This window comes from Streptomyces sp. GL_148, assembly GCF_057834205.1.
Genome location: NZ_CM174396.1, coordinates 2970900 through 2986616, shown reverse-complemented (window position 1 = coordinate 2986616; position 15717 = coordinate 2970900). Strand labels below are relative to the sequence as shown.

At 72.0% G+C, this 15717-nt stretch carries 11 protein-coding genes; 8 read left to right on the top strand and 3 right to left on the bottom strand.

Annotated features, from left to right (window positions below; all coding sequences use genetic code 11):
• Positions 1–130 precede the first annotated feature (130 nt).
• From AC3IYI_RS13750 to AC3IYI_RS13725, 6 genes are all read left to right on the top strand, one after another.
• Positions 131–397, top strand: a complete 267-nt coding sequence (locus tag AC3IYI_RS13750; RefSeq protein WP_489410446.1) for a hypothetical protein — start codon at positions 131–133, stop codon at positions 395–397.
• Positions 398–412: 15 nt separating this feature from the next.
• Positions 413–2470: a 4-alpha-glucanotransferase gene (locus tag AC3IYI_RS13745; RefSeq protein WP_489410445.1), complete on the top strand. Its 2058-nt coding sequence runs from the start codon at positions 413–415 to the stop codon at positions 2468–2470.
• Between the two features lie 20 nt (positions 2471–2490).
• Positions 2491–2730, top strand: a complete 240-nt coding sequence (locus AC3IYI_RS13740) for a hypothetical protein (protein ID WP_489410444.1) — start codon at positions 2491–2493, stop codon at positions 2728–2730.
• A 364-nt stretch (positions 2731–3094) separates the two neighbouring features.
• Positions 3095–4054, top strand: coding sequence for an EamA family transporter (locus tag AC3IYI_RS13735; RefSeq protein ID WP_489410443.1), 960 nt, complete (start codon positions 3095–3097; stop codon positions 4052–4054).
• A gap of 42 nt (positions 4055–4096) precedes the next feature.
• Positions 4097–5032: a DMT family transporter gene (locus tag AC3IYI_RS13730; RefSeq protein ID WP_489410442.1), complete on the top strand. Its 936-nt coding sequence runs from the start codon at positions 4097–4099 to the stop codon at positions 5030–5032.
• 10 nt (positions 5033–5042) lie between these two features.
• Positions 5043–5945: a LysR family transcriptional regulator gene (locus AC3IYI_RS13725; protein ID WP_489410441.1), complete on the top strand. Its 903-nt coding sequence runs from the start codon at positions 5043–5045 to the stop codon at positions 5943–5945.
• Between the two features lie 219 nt (positions 5946–6164).
• On the opposite strand, the gene pepN is transcribed toward AC3IYI_RS13725, so the two are convergent.
• Positions 6165–8735: an aminopeptidase N gene (gene pepN, locus AC3IYI_RS13720; protein WP_489410440.1), complete on the bottom strand. Its 2571-nt coding sequence runs from the start codon at positions 8733–8735 to the stop codon at positions 6165–6167.
• A gap of 140 nt (positions 8736–8875) precedes the next feature.
• On the opposite strand from pepN, the gene AC3IYI_RS13715 reads away from it, so the two are divergent.
• Positions 8876–9373 carry a DUF1203 domain-containing protein gene (locus tag AC3IYI_RS13715; protein ID WP_489410439.1) on the top strand — a complete coding sequence of 166 codons (498 nt, stop codon included), beginning with the start codon at positions 8876–8878 and terminating at the stop codon, positions 9371–9373.
• A 63-nt stretch (positions 9374–9436) separates the two neighbouring features.
• On the opposite strand, the gene AC3IYI_RS13710 is transcribed toward AC3IYI_RS13715, so the two are convergent.
• On the bottom strand, positions 9437–10468 hold the full coding sequence (locus AC3IYI_RS13710; protein ID WP_489410438.1) for an aspartate-semialdehyde dehydrogenase: 1032 nt from the start codon (positions 10466–10468) through the stop codon (positions 9437–9439).
• 251 nt (positions 10469–10719) lie between these two features.
• Here AC3IYI_RS13710 and AC3IYI_RS13705 point away from each other — a divergent pair, with 251 nt between their 5' ends.
• Positions 10720–12207 (top strand): M28 family metallopeptidase, encoded by a 1488-nt coding sequence (locus AC3IYI_RS13705; RefSeq protein ID WP_489410437.1) that lies wholly within the window; start codon positions 10720–10722, stop codon positions 12205–12207.
• 115 nt (positions 12208–12322) lie between these two features.
• On the opposite strand, the gene AC3IYI_RS13700 is transcribed toward AC3IYI_RS13705, so the two are convergent.
• A complete protein-coding gene (locus tag AC3IYI_RS13700; protein WP_489410436.1) occupies positions 12323–15640 on the bottom strand; it encodes a S8 family serine peptidase in 3318 nt (1105 codons plus the stop codon).
• Between the last annotated feature and the right edge of the window lie 77 nt (positions 15641–15717).

Genomic DNA, 15717 nt, shown 5'->3' with positions numbered 1-15717 from the left:
TTTCTGACGGATTCACGGACCACGCAGGAGGATTTCCGCTGTCGGTGGTGCGCGAACGGCGCACGGACCGACACAGTGGGAGCCGTCCACGGGTCCTGATCGATCCTCACGTACGAAGGAGTGCCTGCCGATGAACACCAAGGCCGCGAAAACCGAGACCACCACCGTCGCAGCCATCGCCACCACCGTCATATCCGCGGTGTCCACCCCGAAACGGCGTCCGCCGCTCGCCCACCTGCCGGCGCAGTCCGGACCCGACGAACTGCCCCTCACCAGCGAGCCGTCGCTCGCCGACGCCGCGCACGCGCCGTTGACCAGTGAGCCCCCGCTCGCCAGCGAGGCCCCGCTGACCAGCGAGCCGACCACCCAAGCCGCGGCGGCCGCCGCGGGTGACTAGAGGACAAGGAACCTGATGGACGACCTCGCCCGGCTCGCGGCCCTGTACGGAGTCGCCACCACCTACCAGCCCGCCGAGGACGTCACCCTGCGGGTCCCGGAGGCCACCGTCGCCGCCGTGCTGCGGCAGTTGGGGGTGAACACGGACACCCCGGAGTCCGTGCGGACGCACCTGGCCGCAGCCGAACACGACGCGGCGCACCGGCTGTTGCCGCGCGTGCTGGTGTGGTGGGCCGGGTCCCGGCCGCCCGTGGAGCTGGGCACGCTCCCGCCGGGGACCCGGACCCTGCTGGAGGCGGAGGAGGACGGCCGACCGTCTGCGGCGGGCCGTGCGGTCCCCCAGGAGCCGCCGGTGGCCTGGAGCGCGGCCGGCGCGGGGGAGCCGCCGCTGGGCGTGCACCGGATCCACGCGCAGGCCCCCGACGGCCGCACCGCCACCGCCACCCTGATCGTGGCCCCCGACCGGGCGCCGGCGGCGCCCGAACGCACCCACGGGCTGCTCGTCCAGCTTTACTCGGTGCTCTCCGAACGCTCCTGGGGCATGGGCGACCTGGGCGACCTGGCGGAGTTGGCGCGCTGGGCGGGCCGCGTCCACGGAGCCGGCTTCGTCCAGGTCAACCCGCTGCACGCGGCCGTCCCCGGCACGCCGACCGACCCCTCCCCCTACCGGCCGTCCTCGCGCCGCTTCCCCGACCCGGTGCACCTGCGGATCGAGGACGTCCCCGAGTACGCCGACTGCCCGGACCGGGCCGCCCTCGCGGAACTGGCCGACCGGGGAGCCCAGTTGCGGCGCGAGGTGCTGGAGAAGGGGGCGCTGATCGACCGGGACGCCGTCTGGTCCCTCAAGCAGGCCGCCCTGGAGCTGCTGTACGCAGTTCCGCGCAGCCCCGAACGGGAGGCGGCCTACCGGGATTTCCGCGCCGCGCAGGGCGAGGAGCTGGACCGGCACGCCGTCTGGTGCGCCGGGCACGCCGGGGAGGACCCGAAGGCGCGGGCCGACTTCCACCGCTGGCTGGTCTGGCTCACCGACGCCCAGCTCGCCGCCGCCCAGCGGGCCGCGAAGGAGGCCGGGATGGCGGTCGGCATCGTGCACGACCTGGCCGTCGGGGTGCATCCGGACGGCTCGGACGCCACCGGAGCCCCCTTCGGGGCCGCCCCCCACTACGCCCGGGGCGTCTGCGTCGGCGCCCCGCCGGACGCCTTCAACGCGCGCGGCCAGGACTGGGGGCTGCCCCCGTGGCGGCCGGACCGGCTGGCCGCCACCGGGTACGCGCCGCTGCGGGCCCTGCTGCGGGGGGTGTTCCGGTACGCCGGCGCCCTGCGCATCGACCACGTCATGGGACTGTTCCGGCTCTGGTGGATCCCCGAAGGGGCCCCGCCCGCCGAAGGCGCGTACGTCTCGTACGACGGGGAGGCGATGCTCGCCCTGCTGGTCCTGGAGGCCCACCGGGCGGGGGCCCTGGTCATCGGCGAGGACCTCGGCACCGTGCAGCCGGGGGTCCGTCAGGCGCTGGCCCGGCGCGGGGTGCTGGGCACCTCGGTGCTCTGGTTCGAGCGGGACTGGGGCGGGGATGGGGAGCCGCTGGAGGCGGAGCGCTGGCGGGCCGACTGCCTGGCCACCGTGACCACCCACGATCTGCCCCCCACGGCCGCCAAACTGGCCGGCTCCCACGTGGAACTGCGCGACCGGCTGGGCCTGCTGACCCGCCCGGCGGAGCGGGAGCGCGCCGAGGACGCGGCCGACACCGCGCGCTGGCTGGACGTACTGGAGGACCTCGGGCTCGACACCAAGGGCGAGGAGGCCGCCGTACGGTCCCTCTACGGGTTCCTGCTGCGCACCCCGGCCCGGCTGGTCGGGGTCTGGCTGCCCGACGCGGTGGGGGACCGGCGGCCGCAGAACCTGCCCGGCACCTGGGACCAGTACCCCAACTGGCGGCTCCCGGTCGCCGACGCGGAGGGACGGCCCCTGACCCTGGAGGCACTGGCCGCCTCGCCGCGGGCGAACGCCCTGCTGGGGGCGGTGCGGGGGGCGGCGGGAACCCGTACGGCACCCCCGGGCGCGCGCGGCGTTTAGGTGTTCGCTACGTTTGCTCCGTGGACAAGAAGAACGCTCTGCGCGCCGGCGCCGTCACGGCCGGAACGACGCTGATGATGCTGCTGATGACGTCTCCCGCCCTCGCGCTCACCCGTGACGACGGCGACGACCCGGGTCCGGGCCTGAGCGTCGCGGAGACGCTCGGCCTCTACGTGGCCACGCCGATCGTGCTGTTCCTGGTCATCGCCGGTCTGGTGATGGTCGGCGACAAGTCGCGCACGACGCAGAACGAAGGCTGAACCCAGCCGCACGAAGTCGAACGGCCGAACGGGCCCGACCCCTTCCGGGGGTCTCCCCGCTCGATCCGATTCTTCCGGGGCGCCGGGGGTCCATGAGGACCCCCGGCGTCTCGTCGTACCCGGGCCCGAATACGGGACCCCTGCCCTCACCTTGCGCAGCAGGCCGGTGAGCGCCACCCGGAGAGCCCGCCGGTCGTCTGGATCGACGTCGAACTCCCCGCGCGCGATTCCGTAGCGCGCGTAGGTCTTCTCCCTCGCGTCGCCCATGGCCTTGGAGATCCGCAAGGAAGTTGCTTGCAGGAAAGTGGCTTAGTGCTAAGCTACTTTCAAGTGAGCTACTCGTCCCTGCCGGAGGAGCACCGCCGTGAAGCGCGTCATCACCATCGCCCTGACCGCCCTCGCCCCCATCTCCTGGGGCTCGACCTACTTCGTGGCCTCCGAGCTGCTGCCGCCCGACCGGCCGCTGTTCACCGGGGTGATGCGCGCACTGCCCGCCGGGCTGCTGCTCACCGCCCTCGCGCGGAAGCTGCCCACGGGGCGGTGGTGGTGGAAGGCGGCCGTCCTGGGCGGGCTCAACATCGGCGCCTTCTTCCCGCTCCTGTTCCTCTCCGCCTACCGCCTGCCCGGCGGGGTCGCGGCCGTACTGAGCTCCGCGGGACCGCTGTTCGTCGTGGGGCTGGCCGCCCTCCTGCTGGGCGAGCGGGCCCGGCTGCGGACCGTGCTCGCCGCCGTCGTGGCGGCCTTCGGCGTCAGCATGGTGGTGCTGACCGCGCAGGCGCAGCTCGACCTGGTCGGAGTGGTGGCCGGCATCGTCTCCTCCGCCTCGATGGGCGCGGGCACCGTCATGACCAAGCGGTGGGGGCGCCCGGAGGGCGTCGGCCCGCTGGCCATGACCGGCTGGCAGCTCACCGCGGGCGGCCTCATCATCATCCCGGTCGCCGCGCTGGTGGAAGGGGCGCCGCCGGCGCTCGACGGCAAGGCCTTCCTCGGCTACGGCTACATGATGCTGATCAACACCGGCATCGCGTACTGGCTCTGGATCCGCGGCATCGGGCAGCTCACCGCCACCTCGGTCACCCTCCTCGGCCCGCTCTCGCCGCTCACCGCCGCCGTCATCGGGTGGGCCGCCCTGGGGCAGGCGCTGTCACCGGTGCAGGTGCTGGGCATGGCGATCGCCTTCGGCGCCACCGTCGCGGGGCAGCTCGCGGCGGGATCGGCGGGCTCGGCGGGCGCGGCGCGACCGAAGGCCGGACCGTTCAGTTCTGCTGAAGGAACCGATCGAAATGTTTCGATGGACCTGACGGGTGACCCGGTGCGACGGTAGACCAACGAACCGACACTCCGAACCCCGAGGGGGAGACACACCGTGGCCGTCATGGACCGAGTCCGCACCGTCCCGCAGGAAGCACTGCAAGCACTGCCCGGCAAGGCGAAGAAGGGGGCCGCCGGACTCGGCGTCCTCCTCGCCCTGCTCGCGACGGTCGTCTGGTCCGGCAGCTTCGTCGCCACCCGGGGCATGGCCGACAGCATCCCGCCCGTCCAGGCCGTCTTCTGGCGCTGGGTCATCGCCACCGTGGCCGTCGCCCCCTTCGCCGCCCGGCAGGCCTGGCAGCAGCGGGCCCTGATCCGCAAGCACTTCGGCTACATCGCCCTGGCCGCCCTCTTCGGCGTCGCCCTCTACAACACCCTCGTGCACCAGGCCGGACTGACCACCTCCGCCTCCAACATGGGCATGATCATGGCCGCCTCGCCGGTCGTCATGGCCCTGTACGCCCGCCTCGGCGGCGAACGGCTCGGCGCCCGGCGCACCTTCGGCCTGGCCCTCGCAGCCCTCGGCGTGCTCCTCCTGGTCGGCAAGGGATCGATCCGCTTCGACTTCGCCGCCGGCGACCTGTGGATGTTCGGCGCCGCCCTGTCCTTCGCCACGTACAGCGCGCTCCTCAAGCGCAAGCCCGCCGAACTGGGCGGCCTCGCCTTCCTGCTCACCACCTTCGTCCTCGGCGCCCTGATGCTCGCCCCCGTCTACGCCGTGTCCGTCGGAGTCCAGGGCGGCTTCCAGGTCACCCCCTCCACCGCCGGAATGCTCCTGTACGTCGGCGTCTTCTCCTCCGCCGTCGCCTTCTTCGCCTGGAACAAGGCCGTCGCGATGATCGGCGCCGCCCGCGCCGGAGTCGTCTACTACCTCCAGCCGGTCTGCGTCGCGGGCCTCGGCCTGCTGCTCCTCGGCGAGACGACCGGACCGGCGCAGCTCCTGTGCATGGCGCTGATCCTGGGCGGCGTGGGTCTGGGTGCCCGGCGGTAAGTTCGGTCCCATGATCGAGTGGGACATCAAGAAGCTGCGGATCCTGCGGACCCTCGCGGAACAGGGGACCGTGACCGCGACGGCCGAGGCGCTGCACATGACGCCCTCGGCCGTTTCGCAGCAGCTCACCAACCTGGCCAGGATGCTGGGGGTCCCGCTGCTGGAGGCACAGGGCCGCCGGGTCCGGCTCACCGACGCCGCCCACCTCGTACTGCGGCACGCGGAGGCCGTGTTCGCGCAGCTGGAGCGGGCCGACGCGGAACTCACCGGATACCTCGCGGGGGAAGCGGGGGAGGTCCGCATCGGAGCCTTCTCCACCGCCGTACCGGTCCTCGTGGTCCCGGCGGTCGCCGCCCTGAGGCGCTCGCACCCCGGCGTGGAGGTCCGCGTACGGGAGACCGAGGCGGCCGAGTCCTACGAGCTGCTGTCCGCCGGGGTCGTCGACCTCGCGCTCTCCCTCGCGGCCCACGCACCGACCGCCCGCGATCCCCGCTTCACCCGCAGGACCCTGCTGGAGGACCCCCTCGACGTGGCCCTGCCCCCGGAGCACCCGCTGGCCGGCGCCGCGGAGCTGCGGCTCGCGGACCTGTCCGGGGACCCGTGGATCTACGGCGGCTCCGGGCCCTGGTCGGAGATCACCCGCAATGCCTGCGAGGCGGCGGGGTTCGTCCCGGAACAGGCGCACTCGGCATCCGGCTGGACCGCGATCCTCGCCATGGTCGAGGCGGGCATGGGGGTGGCCCTGGTCCCCCGGATGGTGGCGAGCCGCGCGTCGGGCGTCGCCGTCCGCGTGCTCTCCCACGACCGGCCCACCCGCCACGTCATCGCGGCCCTGCGCCGCGGCTCGGAATCGGCCCCGGCGGTGGCCCACGCCCTGGCGGCCCTGCGGTCCGTGGCGGCGGCGCGGGGGTAGCCGCTGCGCGGCGCTTGTCCCCTACCCGCCCTTCCACCGTTCCCCGGGCTCTGCCCGGACCCGGTCCTCAAACGCCGGACGGGCTGGATTTTCCGGCTTCGCCGGGAAAATTCAGCCTCGCCGGCGTTTGAGGCGCGGGGGTCCGGGGGCTGGCCCCCGGCAACGGCGCCGCACGCGGCAACGGGTCTGGGGCGGAGCCCCAGCAGCGGCGCGAGCCGGTTACGCCCGGGCGTCGGCCGCCTGGGCGGTCAGCGCGCGCTCGACGCCCGCGCGGGACTCCGAGACCAGGCGGCGCAGGGCCGCGTTCGGCTCGGCCGAGGCCAGCCAGGCGTCCGTCGCCGCGAGGGTCTCCGCGGAGACCTGGAGGGACGGGTAGAGCCCCACCGCGATCTGCTGGGCGATCTCGTGGCTCCGGGTCTCCCAGACCTCCTTGACCGCCGCGAAGTACTTCGCCGTGTACGGGGCGAGGAGCTCGCGCTGGTCGGTCTGGACGAAGCCCCCGATCACCGCTTCCTGCACCGCGTTCGGGAGCGCGTCGCCCTCGACGACCGAAGCCCACGCCTCGGCCTTGGCCTCCGCCGTCGGACGCGCCGCGCGGGCGGTCGCCGCGTGCCGCTCGCCCGCCGCGGTCTTGTCCCGCTCCAGCTCGGCCGCGATCGCCGGCTCATCGGCGACACCGGTGGCGACCAGGCGCTCCAGGAACGCCCAGCGCAGCTCGGTGTCCACGGCCAGGCCCTTGACCTCCGCGGAGCCGTCCAGCAGCGCCGACAGGTAGGTCAGCTGCTCGTCGGTACGGGCCGTCGCCGCGAAGGCGCGGGCCCACGCCAGCTGGTGGTCGCTGCCCGGCTCGGCCGCGCGCAGGTGCTCCAGCGTGGCCTCCGTCCAGACGGCCAGGCCCTGGTCGCGCCACGCCGGGTCGGCGTACAGGTCCACGGCCAGCTTGACCTGGCGGTGCAGCGACTGCACGACGCCGATGTCCGACTCCTTGCCGATGCCCGACAGGACGAGGGCGAGGTAGTCGCGGGTGGCCAGTTCGCCGTCGCGGGTCATGTCCCAGGCCGAGGCCCAGCACAGCGCGCGCGGCAGCGACTCGGTGAAGTCGCCCAGGTGCGCGGTGACGTTGGCGAGGGACACCTCGTCGAGACGGACCTTGGCGTACGACAGGTCGTCGTCGTTCAGCAGGACCACGGCCGGACGGGTCCGGCCGATCAGCTCCGGCACGGCGGTGAGGTCGCCGTCGATGTCCAGCTCGATCCGCTCGCCGCGCACCAGCTTGCCGTCGGCCAGGTCGTACAGGCCGACCGCGATGCGGTGCGGGCGCAGGACCGGCTCGCCCTTGGCGCCGGCGGGCAGCGCCGGGGCCTCCTGGCGGACGGCGAAGGCGGTGACGGAGCCGTTCTCGTCGGTCTCGATCTCCGGGCGCAGGATGTTGATGCCGGCCGTCTCCAGCCAGGCCTTCGACCAGGCGGTCAGATCGCGGCCGGAGGTCTCCTCCAGGGCGCCGAGCAGGTCCGACAGGCGCGTGTTCCCGAAGGCGTGCGCCTTGAAGTACGCCTGCACGCCCTTGAAGAAGGCGTCCTGGCCGACGTAGGCCACGAGCTGCTTGAGGACCGAGGCGCCCTTGGCGTACGTGATGCCGTCGAAGTTGACCAGGACGTCGTCCAGGTCACGGATGTCGGCCATGATCGGGTGCGTGGAGGGCAGCTGGTCCTGCCGGTACGCCCAGGTCTTCATGGAGTTGGCGAAGGAGGTCCAGGCGTGCGGCCACTTCGAGCCCTCCGCGTACGCCTGGCAGGCGATGGAGGTGTACGTGGCGAACGACTCGTTCAGCCACAGGTCGTTCCACCACTCCATGGTGACGAGGTCGCCGAACCACATGTGCGCGAGCTCGTGCAGGATCGTCTCGGCGCGCGTCTCGTACGCCGCGTCCGTCACCTTCGAGCGGAAGACGTACTGGTCGCGGATGGTGACCGCGCCCGCGTTCTCCATCGCGCCCGCGTTGAACTCCGGCACGAAGAGCTGGTCGTACTTCGCGAAGGGGTAGTCGTACGCGAACTTCTCCTGGAACCAGGTGAAGCCCTGCCGGGTCACGTCGAAGATCGCGTCGGCGTCGAGGAACTCGGCGAGCGAGGGACGGCAGTAGATGCCGAGCGGGACGGACTGCCCGTCCGGGCCCTCGTAGGAGCTGTGCACCGCGTGGTACGGGCCGACGATCAGGGCCGTGATGTACGTGGAGATGCGCGGGGTCGGCTCGAAGCGCCAGACGTTGTCGGCGGGAGCCTGCGGCGTCGGGGAGTTCGAGATGACCGTCCAGCCCGCGGGGGCCGTAACGGTGAACCGGAACGTCGCCTTCAGGTCGGGCTGCTCGAAGCTCGCGAACACGCGGCGCGCGTCCGGGACCTCGAACTGGGTGTACAGGTAGGCCTGCTCGTCGACCGGGTCGACGAAGCGGTGCAGACCCTCACCGGTGTTGGTGTAGGCGCAGTCGGCGACGACGCGGAGCTCGTTGGCCCCGGCGGCGAGGTGCGCGAGCGCGATCCGGGAATCCCGGAAGACGGCGGCCACGTCGAGGGACTTGCCGTTGAGGACGACCTCGTGCACGGTCGGAGCGACCAGGTCGATGAAGGTCTCGGCGCCGGCCTCCGCGGACTGGAAGCGCACGGTGGTCACGGAGGGGTACGTGCCACCCTCCTGCGCGCCGCTGAGATCGAGCTCGATCTCGTACGAGTCGACACTGAGCAGCTTTGCGCGCTGCTGAGCCTCTTCACGGGTCAGATTCGTGCCTGGCACGCGGTCATCTCCTTCGATGGTGACGTTCCGGCCCATCCTTCCACGCGGGCCGGGGCAGCGCGCCGGAGTAACCCACGGGCGAAACTCGACGTCCGATTTCCGCCAGCTCCGACCGGTCCGCCGGGGGCACCCTGGACCCCATGACCACCCACACCGTGCTCGCCATCGCCCCTCCCGTCCTCGCCCGCCTGCGCACCCTCGACGACGCCGGACGGCCCTGCGCGCCCTACGAGGACCCGGAGGGCGGCGCCCCGCTGCGCTGCTGCTTGCGCCGCAGCGCCCCCGGCGAACGGATCGCCCTCGTCGCGTACGCCCCGCTGCGCCGCTGGGCCGCCGAGGCCGGCGTCGACCCGGGGGCCTACGACGAGCAGGGACCGGTGTTCATCCACGCCGCCGACTGCGGCGGACCGGCCCCGGAGACCGGCCTCCCCTTCGCGCACCCCGGCGCCCTGCGCACGGCCCGCCGCTACGACACTGCGGGCCACATCCTCGGCGGGCGCGTCCTCGACCTCGCCGAGGACCCGGAGGCGGTGGTCGGGCAGGCGCTGACGGAGGCCTTCGAGGACCCGCGGACCGCGCTCGTGCACGTCCGCGCGGCCGAGTTCGGCTGCTACCTCTTCGAGGTCCGCCGGGCGTAGGGAGGAACGCCGAAGGGCGGCACCGCCACGGTGCCGCCCCCCCACACGTGCGCGCGACCGGCGTCAGCCCTGGCGCAGCTCCTCCGCGACCAGCTCCGCGATCTGGACCGCGTTCAGCGCGGCGCCCTTGCGGAGGTTGTCGTTGGAGAGGAACAGCGCGAGGCCGTTCTCGGTGGTCTCGTCGACGCGGATGCGGCCCACGTACGAGGCGTCCTTGCCGGCGGCCTGCAGCGGGGTGGGGATCTCCGAGAGCTCGACGCCCGGGGCGTCCTTCAGCAGCTCGTAGGCGCGCTCGACGCTCAGCGGACGGTCGAAGCGGACGTTGACCTGGAGGGAGTGGCCGGCGAAGACCGGCACGCGCACGCAGGTGCCCGAGACCTTGAGCTCCGGGATCTCCAGGATCTTGCGGGACTCGTTGCGGAGCTTCTGCTCCTCGTCGGTCTCGAAGGAGCCGTCGTCGACGATCGAGCCCGCGAGCGGGATCACGTTGTAGGCGATCGGCCGCTTGTAGACGGCAGGCGCCGGGAACTCCACCGCGTCGCCGTCGAAGGTCAGCTGGTCGGCGGCCTCGGAGACCGCGCAGGCCTGGCCCTTGAGCTCGGCGACGCCCGCCAGGCCCGAGCCGGACACGGCCTGGTAGGTGGTGGCGATCAGCGCGGTCAGACCGGCCTCGTCGTGCAGCGGGCGCAGCACCGGCATCGCGGCCATCGTGGTGCAGTTCGGGTTCGCGATGATGCCCTTGGGGCGGTTCGCGATCGCGTGCGGGTTGACCTCGGAGACGACGAGGGGGACCTCGGGGTCGCCGCGCCAGGCGGAGGAGTTGTCGATCACGACGGCGCCCTGCGAGGCGACCTTCTCGGCGAGGGCCCTGGAGGTGGCGCCGCCCGCGGAGAACAGCACGATGTCCAGGCCGGAATAGTCGGCCGTGGAGGCGTCCTCGATGGTGATCTCCCGGCCCTCCCACTCGAGGATGGAGCCGGCCGAACGGGCCGAGGCGAACAGCCGCAGCTCGTCCACCGGGAACTTGCGCTCGGCCAGGATGCCGCGCATGACTCCGCCGACCTGTCCGGTGGCTCCGACGATTCCGACCCTCACGGTGACTCCTCTGATACGTACGACGCGGGCGCGCGTGAAGCCATCATGCGTTCGACCCCACGAGCCTTGTCCAATCCATTGTCCGAGGAGCGGACGGTGTTCTGCGTGTGAACCCCCGTGACAACTCCGTGGCGGCCGTGTTGCACCGCTGCCCGGCGGGCGTTTCGCCTGGTCGAAGCCGATTACGGTCCCGTCTGTCGCGTCCGGAATCCGGACCGGCATTCCGTCATCCGAACTCGGGGAGAACCACCGTGCGCGCCATCCGCCACCGCCGCCGGTCCATACCGGCGCTCGCCGCCCTCGCGGCCGCCGCCGTCGCCGCACCCGTCCTGCTGGCCGCCGCGCCGGCCGCCGCCCACCCGCGCGAGGGCCGCCTGGCCCGGGAGCTGGTGGAGGAGGTCACCGCTCGTGGCGCCTACCGCCACCTGGCGAAGTTCCAGCAGATCGCCGACGCCAACGGCGGCAACCGCGCGGCCGGCACGCCCGGCCACGCGGCCTCCGCCGCCTACGTCCACGACACGCTGAAGAAGGCCGGGTACGAGGTCTCGTACCAGGACTTCGACATCTACGAGGCGCACACGAAGACGGAGAGGACCACCGTCCTGGGGACCGGTGGCCGCGAGCTGGCCACCGCCGCCTTCACCTTCACCAAGTCGACCCCGGCCGGCGGTCTGACCGCGCCGCTGGCCCTCGCCCGGGTCGACGAGAGCCCGGGGTGCGACGCCGCCGACTACCCGGCCGGGGCCTTCACCGGGAAGATCGCGCTGGTCAAGCGCGGCACCTGCACCTTCGTGGAGAAGCAGCGGGCCGCCGCCGGGGCCGGAGCCCTCGGGGTGATCGTCTACAACCACAGCGGGACCACTCCGGTGCGCGGCACCTTCTCCTCGCCCGCCGAGGGGATCATCCCGAGCGCCGGGATCACCCTCGCCGACGGGGAGGCGCTGACCGCGGCCGCGGCGAAGGGCGAGGTGAGCGTGCGGCTGGAGCTGGAGCAGGAGCACGTGCAGAAGACGACCCGCAATGTCATCGCCGAGACCCGCGGCGGCCGCGCCGACCGCGTGGTCACCGTCGGCTCCCACCTGGACTCGGTCCCCGAGGGCCCGGGCATCAACGACAACGGCTCCGGCTCGGCCGGCCTGCTGGAGGTGGCCCTCAAGCTCGCGGAGGAGGGCGCCAACAAGAAGGGCAAGGGCAAGCAGACCGCCAACAAGGTCCGCTTCGCCTGGTGGTCGGCGGAGGAGCTCGGCCTGCTGGGCTCCGAGCACTACGTGGCGCAGCTGTCGGAGCGGCAGAAGAAGGACATCGCGCTGTACCTGAACTTCGACATGATCGCCTCGCCGAACCCGGCGCAGTTCGTCTACGACGGAGACGACTCGGACCAGACGGGCGCGGGCGCCGGTCCGGCCGGCTCGGCGCAGATCGAGGCGCTGATCAACGGCTTCCTCGACACGAAGGCCAAGCCGCACGAGGGCAGCGACTTCGACGGCCGCTCCGACTACGGCCCCTTCATCGCGAACGGCATCCCGGCCGGCGGCACCTTCACCGGAGCCGAGGGCATCAAGACGCCGGAGCAGGCCGAGCGGTACGGCGGCACGGCCGGGGCCCCGTACGACCCGAACTACCACGGGGCGGGGGACACCCTGAAGAACATCGACCTGGGGGCCTTCGACACCAACCTGGACGTGATCGCCCACGCGGTGGGCACGTACGCACAGGACCTGAGCGCGCTGGGGAAGTAGTCCGCACCCGAGGGGAAAGCCGGAGGGGGAACCGGCGGGGGAAACAGACGGGGGAAACAGGCGGGGGCGGTGCTCTGACGAGCACCGCCCCCGCTGTGTTCAGGCTCCTACCGGGTTACGGCAGGACCTTCTCGATCTGCACGCTGCCGGTGCCGGCGGCGGTGCCGCGGGCGTTGAGCAGCTTGACCTCGCCGAAGAACTGGCGGCCTTCCGGAGCGGCGCTGTTGACCAGCACGTTCGCGGAGACGGTCGCCGAGGCGCCGTTGGCGAGGTTGACCGCGGCGGCCTCGTCGACCTGGACGGTGCCCAGGGCGGCCGAGAAGAAGACGTCGCGGTAGTCGTACGTGGTGGAGCCGGACGGGATCGCGTAGCCGAACACCTCGATGGTGTAGGTGCCCGCGGCCGGGTTGACGAGGCTCACGGCCTCCTCGGAGTCGCCGTCGGCGGAGGAGCCGACCTTGACGCCGTCCTTGTACACGTCCAGGTCGAGGTCGGCGGCGGTGTCGGACACCTTGCCGATCGCGATGTCGAGGCGGGAGACGCCCTCGCCGATCGTGACCTCGGTGGTGTGGGTCTCACCGGCGGCGATGGTCGGGTTGGCGACCTTCGCGGAGCCGAGGGGACCGCCCTGGAGCTTGCCGCCGGTGATGGCGGCCCCGTCGTTCTTCACGGTCCACTGGACCGGCGCCGGCGTGCCCTGCTTGACCTCGGGCAGGACCTGGACCGCGGGGTCGAAGGCCGCGCCGAGCACGGAGACGTCCAGCTTGTACGGGTTGTCGAGCAGCGGCGACGTGCGGCGCGACTCGACCTCGATCTCCCAGACGCCCGGCTGCGGGTTCGGGTACGAACGCAGGTCGGGGCGGCACAGGTTGGCCGGGTTGTCGTAGTTCGGGTAGCACTGGGTCGTCGCGCTGTCCTCGACGCCCACGCCGTACGGGTGGATCGAGATGAAGCGCGTCTGGCTGCCCGCGTTCAGACCGCCGAGGGCGACCTCGAGGGTCTTCGCGCCCGCCGGGACGGTCACGAAGTACGACTTGTGGCTGTTGCGCTGCACGGAGGAGGTGTCCGAGTAGCTGTACGAGGGCTTCGCCAGCGGGGTCGAGACGACGACCGTGGAGAGGATCTGCTTGTCGATGCCCTCGGTGGAGGGGTCGTCGAGCTGCAGGATGCCGCTGTGGACGCCGGCCGTCTTGGCGATGGCCTGGACCTTGATGGTGACCGGCTTGTTCAGGGGCAGGGTGACGTAGTCGTAGCCGCCGATGACCTTGAACGTGCCGTCGTTGTTGCGCCAGCTCAGCTCGTGCGGGGTGCCGTACTTGACGCCCGTGGTGCGGGTGACGACGACGTCGTACACCTTCTTCTGGCCGACCTTCAGGCCGCCCTCACGGTCGTAGACGCCGGTGCCGAAGCCCGGGGTCTTCAGGAACTGGTCGATCGCGGTGTCGACCGGCGCCTTGACGGTGAACTCGTTGGCCTTCGCGCCGCGCTGGATGGACTCCCACGCGCCGGGGATGTTGATCAGGCCCGCGCCCTGGGCGTGCGCCGGAACGTCCGCGATCTTCTTCGCGCTGCTGGTGAGCGCGATGCGCAGGTTCGCCGGGGTGAGGGCGATGTTCTGCTGCTTGGCGGCCGAGATCAGCAGGGCGCTGGCGCCCGCCGCCTGCGGCGAGGACATCGAGGTGCCCTGGAGCATGCCGTAACCGGCCGGCAGGGTGTAGCCGGCCTCCTTCACCGGCATGCCGGGCAGCCAGGTCTGGATGGTGTTGATCGACGCGCCGGGGGCGGTGATCGTCGGCGTGAAGCCGCCGTCCTCACGCGGACCGCGCGAGGAGAAGGGGAACATGTTGTAAGCCTTGGTCACGCCGGAGCCGTAGTTGGCCGCCCAGGTCTCCTTGGAGACCGCCGCACCAACGGAGATGACCTTGTCCGCGAGACCGGGGTCGCCGATGGTGTTGATGCCGGGGCCCTCGTTGCCCGCCGAGATGACGAGCTGGACACCGTAGGTGTCGATGAGGTTCTTGTAGAGCTCGGAGCGCGCGTTGTTGCCGTCGTTCAGGGCCGGCAGGCCGCCGATCGACATGTTGACGATGTCCACGCCGCGGTTGACGACGAGGTCGATCATGCCCTCGGTCAGCGCGATGTTGGTGCAGCCGCCGGACCAGGAGCAGGCGCGCGAGGAGACGAGCTTGGCGCCGGGCGCCTCGCCGTTCATCGCGCCGCCGAACAGGCCGTTGGCGGCCGTGATGCCGGCGACGTGCGTGCCGTGCTCGGACTCGATGATGCCGACGTTGACGAAGTCGGCCTTCTTGCCGATCCAGTCACCGCCCAGCGGGTCCATCGGGACGTCCTTGCGGATCTCGATCACGAACGGGATGCGCTCGGCGACCTCGGTCGCCGGGTTGTCCGTGCCGAAGTAGCCGATCTGGTAGCCGTCCTTGTACGGCTTCATCGGCTCGTTGTTCGTGAAGTCGTTGTCCTGGTCGGTGTCGACGCGGACGGTCCCGGCGACCGGGTCGTAGAGCAGGCCGAACCGGTCGGTGGTGTCCCCGTCCCGGTTGACGTCGCCCTTCATGTCACCGTTGGCGGTGATCGACTCGGTGAAGCGGCTCCACTGGAACGAGCCCTCCGGAGCCTTCCAGCTCGCGCCGGCCGCGGTGAAGGTGCCACCGGCGACCGGGGTGATCTGCGCGCGCCAGGTGGCGTCGCTGTCGGTGATCGGGTCGGTAGCGGTGACCCAGTCGACGATCTTGCGCTCGCCGGTGGTGGTCTTCTGGAGCGCGGGGTGGCCGAGGTCGACGCCCGAGTCCATGATGCCGATGGTCACGCCGCGGCCGTCGGCCTTCGGGTTGTTCTTGAGGAAGTCCAGCGCACCGGTCTCGAAGGACGGGTTGTACGGGTTCTTCGCCGGGGTGTTCTTGTCCGGCCCGGGGTAGGTCTCGGCGGCGGTCCGCTTCACCGTCCCCGTCTCGCGGTCCGCGTCCGGACGGGGGTCCGGGAGCTGGATCTCGTGCCGCAGGTCGATGCCGTGCACGGAGGACAGCTTGGCGGCCGCCTTCAGCGCGGCCTCCGCCTTGTCGGTCGGCAGGGTGGCGCGCACGTAGCCGAGCTTGTCGTACGTCTGGCCCACCGAGGCGCCCTGGACGTCGTCGAGCTGCTTGGCCACCTGCTGGGTCTCGCCGGGTGCCGTCGCGACCATGACCGTGACGGTCTTCTCGCCCTTGGTCTTGGCTTCCTGGAGCAGTTCGGCGTCGGCCGAGCCGAGCTTCTGGTCGGCCGACTTCACCGCGGGGTTGGGCGCGGGGGTATTCGTGCCGGTCGCCGCGAAGACGGGCATGGCGCCGGTGGCCGCGAGAGCGGCCACCAGGCCGGCCGCGGCCGCGACGCGCGCGGCGCGTCGGGCCCCGGGTATGGAGCTGGGGGAGTCGAGGGTCATCAGCATCCCTGGCTAAGTGAAAGGTACGGTCCGGATTTCGGTGCCGGATGACCGGTCAGCCTCGCGTAAATGACAGC

Coding starts and splice junctions, on each gene's coding strand:
- AC3IYI_RS13715 (WP_489410439.1), top strand. CDS start 8,876: ATGACCACCCACACCGTGCTCGCCATCGCCCCTCCCGTCCTCGCCCGC.
- AC3IYI_RS13750 (WP_489410446.1), top strand. CDS start 131: ATGAACACCAAGGCCGCGAAAACCGAGACCACCACCGTCGCAGCCATC.
- AC3IYI_RS13745 (WP_489410445.1), top strand. CDS start 413: ATGGACGACCTCGCCCGGCTCGCGGCCCTGTACGGAGTCGCCACCACC.
- AC3IYI_RS13700 (WP_489410436.1), bottom strand. CDS start 15,640: ATGACCCTCGACTCCCCCAGCTCCATACCCGGGGCCCGACGCGCCGCG.
- AC3IYI_RS13725 (WP_489410441.1), top strand. CDS start 5,043: ATGATCGAGTGGGACATCAAGAAGCTGCGGATCCTGCGGACCCTCGCG.